This is a genomic window from Pseudomonas sp. P4_C3 (assembly GCF_056402075.1).
In genome coordinates this window covers 1-5611 of record NZ_JBFUIC010000269.1, presented here as the reverse complement: position 1 = coordinate 5611, position 5611 = coordinate 1, and the positions used below count along the sequence as shown (strand labels likewise).

The following is a 5611-nucleotide window of genomic DNA, read 5'->3' as shown; positions in this document are numbered from 1 at the left end:
TCATTGCTGGACACCGGATGGACCTGGGTCTTGCGCCCGAGGCGGCGGAAAGCCCCCGAGAAAATGATGCGGTCGTGGTCTTTGTGAAAAGGGCTGCGACCGAGCTCTTCAGGGCTGTGCAGAGGTTTTCCGAGGCGTTCGCGGGTAAGCAGAGTGTGCCAATCCAAGGCGGGGTCTCTCCGTCAGGTGACTAATAGCCTAGCTTCCCGTTTCGCGCCATGACCTGCAAGCGGAACTGCAGTCCGGCGGCGTCGATATCGATGAGTAACCGACGCCGAAATCATCGATGGCTATCCGCGCGCCGGCTTGCCGGTAAGGCACCACCACATGTGCCAGACTCATCAGTCTTTGCGCGAAGAACCTTGCATGATCAGTGTGATCAGCGGCCCTAGTGTTGTGCCGAGGCGGATCAGCCGGGTCAGGCTGCTGAGGCCACCACCGTTTTTTGCACCCTTGCCGGTCAGATAGCCCAGCAACGTGACGGCAGCCACGCCCCAGAGTGGAGCGTGCTTGACGCCGAAGCCGTCCTTCAGGTTTTGCGTTATCCCGCGCACCCGCTGCAAAGGTTGTAGCAGTTGCGCGGATTCGTGGCGGATTTCCTGACGATGCATTTCCATGCGCAAGCGGATCAGGGCTTTGCGCATTTCCGTGCGTGAGCTGTTGTGTGGCAATTCAGGCAGGTTCATGGCATCAGGCGCTCCCGATCGTTGGCCAGCTCTTCCAGTGTGCCGTGGAAGGGCGAGGACTCATCGAAAATCGCTGCTCTCAAACGCATTCCACAGAATATGGCGGCGAGGGTGTAGAACACACAGAGCCCGATGATGGCGGTCAGGCGATAGGTGTCCCAGAACACAATAAGCACCAGCGTCGACAACCCCACCAACAGCAGCAATGCAAACACCAGCGCCAGGCCGGCAAACAGCAACAGGCTGACGGTGCGGGTCTTTTGTTCCTGCAATTCGATACCGAACAGTTCGACATGGCTGTGCAGTAATCCAAGGAAGGCAGCGCCCAGGCGCCGCGATGAGGAGCTGGTTCCCGCTACAGACGGGCCGGATTCACCGATCGACATATCAGCGCCGGCTGGCCAGCAGGCCGATCAGGAAACCCACACCGGCCGCGATCCCGACGGATTGCCAAGGGTTGGCCTGGACATAGTCTTCCGTGGCGGTGACTGCTGCCTTGCCGTGTTCGCGCAGGGAGTCTTCGGTCAGCTTCAGGGTTTCACGGGCACGCAAGAGACTGTCGTGAATCTGCTCGCGCAATTCATCGGCCTGATCGCCGGCCAGGGTCGCGGTGTGCTCCAGCAACCGTTCGGTGTCACTGACCAGTGTCTGAAAGTCGTTCATCAGGATTTCTTGAGCAGTCTTTGCCTTGGTGCGGGCCATGGGGGATCTCCATAAGTGGCTTTCTGATGCGTTCGAGTATGAGCCTTCGGCGAAGGTTCAGTACAAATGACTGGTACAACTTTTGCTACGTCGTGGTGCGCCGGTCCGCACCATTGCGCTATGGCCGGGCATGATTTCAGTAAAACCGTAGGACCAACAATCAAAAACTCGCGTAAACGTCCGGGGCGCGTTTTTCCTGGAGGGCGTCCGTGCGCCAAAGTGGTTCAACGAGATCAGTGCGCTGATGCTCCGAAGCCGCAACTTGGTGCGTGGACAGTCATCGCGAACTGCTTTGGTGCTTTTTTCTGCCATAAGGTCTGCCCATCCCATGGAAAACCTGCAAAGCGCTGTGGACACCCTGGTCCATAGCTCCAACACGCTGTTCATTCTGATCGGTGCGGTCATGGTTCTGGCCATGCACGCCGGTTTTGCCTTTCTCGAAGTCGGAACCGTGCGACAGAAAAACCAGGTCAATGCGTTGTCGAAAATCCTCAGTGACTTCGCTGTTTCGACACTGGCCTACTTCTTTATAGGCTATTGGATTTCCTATGGCGTGACATTCATGCAGCCAGCGGCCGTGCTCAATGCCGACCATGGCTATGGACTGGTGAAGTTTTTCTTCCTGCTGACCTTTGCCGCGGCGATCCCGGCGATCATTTCCGGCGGGATCGCCGAGCGCGCCCGGTTTGTTCCCCAGTTGTGTGCAACCGCGTTGATCGTCGCGTTCATCTATCCGTTCTTCGAAGGCATTGTCTGGAACGGCAACCTGGGTTTGCAAGCCTGGTTGCTGGAGCGCTTTGGCGCCGGTTTCCATGACTTCGCAGGATCGGTGGTGGTGCATGCCATGGGCGGTTGGCTGGCACTGGCGGCGGTGCTGTTGCTCGGGCCGCGTAATGGCCGCTATCGCGACGGTCGGCTGGTCGCGTTCGCGCCATCGAGCATCCCGTTTCTGGCACTGGGCTCGTGGATCCTGATTGTTGGCTGGTTCGGCTTCAACGTCATGAGCGCGCAAACCCTGCAAGGTGTCAGCGGACTGGTGGCGGTGAACTCGTTGATGGCCATGGTTGGCGGTACGGTGGCGGCGCTGATTGTCGGGCGCAATGACCCCGGCTTTTTGCACAACGGCCCGTTGGCGGGGCTCGTGGCAATCTGTGCCGGTTCCGACCTGATGCATCCTGTGGGCGCGCTGGTCACCGGTGCCGTCGCGGGGGCGCTGTTTGTCTGGTGCTTTACCGCGGCCCAAGGCAAATGGCACATCGACGATGTGTTGGGTGTGTGGCCGTTGCATGGCTTGTGCGGTGTGTGGGGCGGCATCGCCTGCGGCATTTTCGGCCAGACCGCTTTGGGCGGGTTGGGCGGGGTCAGCCTGATCAGCCAGTTGATTGGTACTGCGCTGGGCGTCACTGTGGCACTGGCCGGCGGGTTTGCCGTGTATGGCGTGATCAAGGCGTTGCATGGATTGCGCCTGAGTCAGGAAGAGGAGTATTACGGCGCGGACCTGTCGATCCACAAGATCGGTGCCGTGAGCCAGGACTGATTCAGGTTTTTTCATCGTCCGTGGCATTAGGGGGCGTTCTCAATTAGTTTCCCTACCGCGCCGGGTCTGCTGTTGTGCAGGGCAGGGGGCTCAATGGCTCGACGGTTTTTCGGGGCAGGCCTAGAATGGTCAATTCATTATCTGGTTGAGTGCTCATGCTTCCCGAATGTCAGCTGTTCGGCACCCTTGGATGCCATCTCTGTGAAGTAGCCGAAGCCATGTTGATGGAGTTTGTCGAGCGCGGCCTGCTGGTTGAACTGGTGGATATCGCCGACGATGAAGCGTGGTTCGCCGCTTACAGCCTGCGAATTCCAGTGCTGCGACGAGTCGATACCGGTGCTGAACTGGGCTGGCCGTTCAGCGCCGATCAGGTGGTGGCATTCCTGCGTTGAGCGGTTCTTGTGCTGGCGGTATGTTCCGTCTGTCGAACTTTGCGATTGATCCCCTTGGCTTATTCGATGTTGATCGGATACTGTATGCGTATACAGTTATTCGCGGTGCCTGCCATGCCGTTCCTGATTTTCGGGAGTGAGCAGGCAAGCCCGGGCGTGAGAGGGATGAATCGTGGTCAATGTCGAACAGTTGAAGAGCAGCGTGAACCGGATGTCCGCAGACGTCGTGCGCGAGGCTGTCCTTGAGTTGCGTCTGGATGGTCTGGTGACCGAGGGGAAAACGCCCTTCAACAAAATGCATTTCAATACCTGCTTCGCAGAAATCGAAGCCTTGTTTCAGCGCGCGGGTTATCACCGGCAACTCGATGTCGTGGGTTATCAGGGATTGTTGTACGCCCTGTACGACCCCGCTCGCTGGGAAGCGGTCGATGTACTGCGCTGGCTCAAGGAGTACACCGAAGCGGCGGCGCGCACGCAGATCCCGGCTTGAGGAATCTCCTCCAGGGGGCGCTCCCGATTAGTTTTCACGGGAACACTAATTGATAACGCCCCCTAGGTTCATTCCCCTTGCTGTTGGATAATGCCGCTCTGCACTGAGGGTTAGAGCTTTCGTATGTCCACTTCTTCTTTTTCCGCGGCACACAGTCAGGCCAGTACGCTCTACTTGCCACCCGGCCCGTGGCACACCGTTGTCGATTGCCTGTGCGAGCATTTCAGCGCCATCGGTCGCGAACAATGGCTGGACAGAATTGCCCGTGGCCGGGTCCTCGATGGGCAGGGCATGCCGATAGCCCTCGATCTGGCCTACAAGGAAGGTTTGCGGATTCATTATTTTCGCGAAGTGCCGGATGAAAAGCCGATCCCGGTGATCGAGTCGATCCTGTACGCGGACGAGCATCTGGTGGTGGCCGACAAACCGCACTTTCTGCCCGTGACGCCGGCTGGCGAATACGTCGAACAGACGCTGCTCAGGCGCTTGATCCGTCGCCTGGACAATCCGCATCTGGTGCCATTGCATCGCATCGACCGGCATACCGCAGGGCTGGTACTGTTTTCCGCCAATCCGCAGAGTCGTTCGGCTTATCAGTCGTTGTTTCCAACCCGGCAGATCGAAAAGCGTTACGAGGCCATCGCTGCGGCGTTGCCTGAACTTGCTTTCCCGCTGGTTCATAGAAGCCGACTGGTCGATGGCGAACCGTTCTTCCGTATGCAGGAGGGGCCCGGGGCCAGCAACACCGAGACTGCGGTCGAAGTCAGGGAGAAACAGGGGGATCTCTGGCGTTATGGTCTTTACCCGGTGACGGGCAAGAAACATCAGTTGCGGGTACATATGGCGGCGTTGGGGGCCGGTATCTGCAATGATCCGTTTTACCCCGAGGTGCTCAAGGATGCGCAGGATGACTACGCCAACCCATTGAAACTGCTGGCTCAGGGGCTGAAATTTATCGATCCGGTCACAGGCGAGGCGCGAGAGTTCGAGAGTGAAATCACCCTGCAATGGTGATCACAAAGCTACCCTGAAGCGCTGTTCCTCAGGCATGAAAAAGCCCGCATCAAGCGGGCTTTTCTGTATCCGGCGGTGCCAGGATTACAGCTCTTTAACGGTACGAACCTGGTCTTTGTTGATGCGGGTCTGTTTGCCGTCGAGCTGTTCGAATTCGTAGAAACCGGAATCCTTGTCGAACTGTGGCGTGTCGACGGCCTGGATTTCGCGACCGTCATTCAAGGTGATCACCGTAGGCGATGCGCAACCGGCGAGGGTGGCGAGGCCGAGTGCAAGCATGAAAGTGGCGAGGGTCCGTTGAGTCATGAGTGTGTTTCTCCGAATAAGAAATCTTTGGTTACCGAACTTGAGACGTGCACCATTCGCGCAAGTTCCTGATTAATCTCAGTCTGACACAGTGTCGTGACCGCTTAACAGTTCCGGCGTGTTGAGGTTGGCCAGCCGAGGGTCCTTGTCGGGGCATTGCAGTGCGGTCGCACCGAGCTTGCGCATCAACCGGCCAGGGCTGCGCTCACCTTCGTTCCAGGCGTTTTCAAATGCTGCCCTGTGTAGCACAGGAATCACGCACAACAACGGTTCCCAGTGGTCATCATGCCGCACCATCAGCGGCTTGTCCGGATGCAGGTTGGCGGTCTCGCGCATATTGTCGATCAGCGCCGCATCGATGCCCGGAACGTCACAGGGCAAGACCAGCAGATGGCTATGGCGAGCAGCTTTCAGGCCAGCGCGAATACCGGCCAGCGGCCCGGGGAAGTCACCTTCATCATCGTGGACCAACTGGTCGGCGTAG

At 58.3% G+C, this 5611-nt stretch carries 9 protein-coding genes and 2 pseudogenes; 4 read left to right on the top strand and 7 right to left on the bottom strand.

All coding sequences use genetic code 11. From position 1 onward, the window contains the following. From AC1DVH_RS25320 to AC1DVH_RS25300, 5 genes and pseudogenes are all read right to left on the bottom strand, one after another. Positions 1 to 167: pseudogene (locus AC1DVH_RS25320) on the bottom strand (deoxyguanosinetriphosphate triphosphohydrolase); the annotation flags it as partial. A gap of 85 nt (positions 168 to 252) precedes the next feature. After that, a pseudogene (locus AC1DVH_RS25315) lies at positions 253 to 354 on the bottom strand (hypothetical protein); the annotation flags it as partial. Then, a complete protein-coding gene (locus AC1DVH_RS25310; protein ID WP_477756113.1) occupies positions 342 to 686 on the bottom strand; it encodes a hypothetical protein in 345 nt (114 codons plus the stop codon). The gene AC1DVH_RS25310 and the pseudogene AC1DVH_RS25315, both read right to left, overlap by 13 nt. Then, entirely contained in the window at positions 683 to 1072 is a 390-nt protein-coding gene (locus tag AC1DVH_RS25305; RefSeq protein WP_477756112.1) for a phage holin family protein, read from the bottom strand. The genes AC1DVH_RS25310 and AC1DVH_RS25305 overlap by 4 nt, the downstream gene beginning before the upstream one ends. Before the next feature lies 1 nt (position 1073). Continuing rightward, positions 1074 to 1388 (bottom strand): ElaB/YgaM/YqjD family protein, encoded by a 315-nt coding sequence (locus AC1DVH_RS25300; protein ID WP_477756111.1) that lies wholly within the window; start codon positions 1386 to 1388, stop codon positions 1074 to 1076. A 328-nt stretch (positions 1389 to 1716) separates the two neighbouring features. Here AC1DVH_RS25300 and AC1DVH_RS25295 point away from each other — a divergent pair, with 328 nt between their 5' ends. The 4 genes from AC1DVH_RS25295 to AC1DVH_RS25280 all read left to right on the top strand — a co-directional run bounded on the left by AC1DVH_RS25295 (position 1717) and on the right by AC1DVH_RS25280 (position 4821). Beyond that, positions 1717 to 2925 carry an ammonium transporter gene (locus AC1DVH_RS25295; RefSeq protein ID WP_477756110.1) on the top strand — a complete coding sequence of 403 codons (1209 nt, stop codon included), beginning with the start codon at positions 1717 to 1719 and terminating at the stop codon, positions 2923 to 2925. A gap of 155 nt (positions 2926 to 3080) precedes the next feature. Next, positions 3081 to 3317 carry a glutaredoxin family protein gene (locus AC1DVH_RS25290; protein ID WP_477756109.1) on the top strand — a complete coding sequence of 79 codons (237 nt, stop codon included), beginning with the start codon at positions 3081 to 3083 and terminating at the stop codon, positions 3315 to 3317. Positions 3318 to 3489: 172 nt separating this feature from the next. Further along, on the top strand, positions 3490 to 3807 hold the full coding sequence (locus tag AC1DVH_RS25285) for a transcriptional regulator (protein ID WP_477756108.1): 318 nt from the start codon (positions 3490 to 3492) through the stop codon (positions 3805 to 3807). A 123-nt stretch (positions 3808 to 3930) separates the two neighbouring features. Beyond that, positions 3931 to 4821: a pseudouridine synthase gene (locus tag AC1DVH_RS25280; protein ID WP_477756107.1), complete on the top strand. Its 891-nt coding sequence runs from the start codon at positions 3931 to 3933 to the stop codon at positions 4819 to 4821. Positions 4822 to 4905: 84 nt separating this feature from the next. On the opposite strand, the gene AC1DVH_RS25275 is transcribed toward AC1DVH_RS25280, so the two are convergent. Then, positions 4906 to 5127, bottom strand: a complete 222-nt coding sequence (locus AC1DVH_RS25275; RefSeq protein ID WP_007994800.1) for a YgdI/YgdR family lipoprotein — start codon at positions 5125 to 5127, stop codon at positions 4906 to 4908. A gap of 78 nt (positions 5128 to 5205) precedes the next feature. Then, the coding region (locus tag AC1DVH_RS25270; RefSeq protein ID WP_477756106.1) for an NTP transferase domain-containing protein at positions 5206 to 5611 on the bottom strand (406 nt) is incomplete at its 5' end.

Bases quoted from the DNA above. Each gene is read 5' to 3' on its own strand.
- AC1DVH_RS25290 (WP_477756109.1), top strand. From the start codon at position 3,081: ATGCTTCCCGAATGTCAGCTGTTCGGCACCCTTGGATGCCATCTCTGT.
- AC1DVH_RS25275 (WP_007994800.1), bottom strand. From the start codon at position 5,127: ATGACTCAACGGACCCTCGCCACTTTCATGCTTGCACTCGGCCTCGCC.
- AC1DVH_RS25295 (WP_477756110.1), top strand. From the start codon at position 1,717: ATGGAAAACCTGCAAAGCGCTGTGGACACCCTGGTCCATAGCTCCAAC.
- AC1DVH_RS25305 (WP_477756112.1), bottom strand. From the start codon at position 1,072: ATGTCGATCGGTGAATCCGGCCCGTCTGTAGCGGGAACCAGCTCCTCA.
- AC1DVH_RS25310 (WP_477756113.1), bottom strand. From the start codon at position 686: ATGAACCTGCCTGAATTGCCACACAACAGCTCACGCACGGAAATGCGC.
- AC1DVH_RS25280 (WP_477756107.1), top strand. From the start codon at position 3,931: ATGTCCACTTCTTCTTTTTCCGCGGCACACAGTCAGGCCAGTACGCTC.
- AC1DVH_RS25300 (WP_477756111.1), bottom strand. From the start codon at position 1,388: ATGGCCCGCACCAAGGCAAAGACTGCTCAAGAAATCCTGATGAACGAC.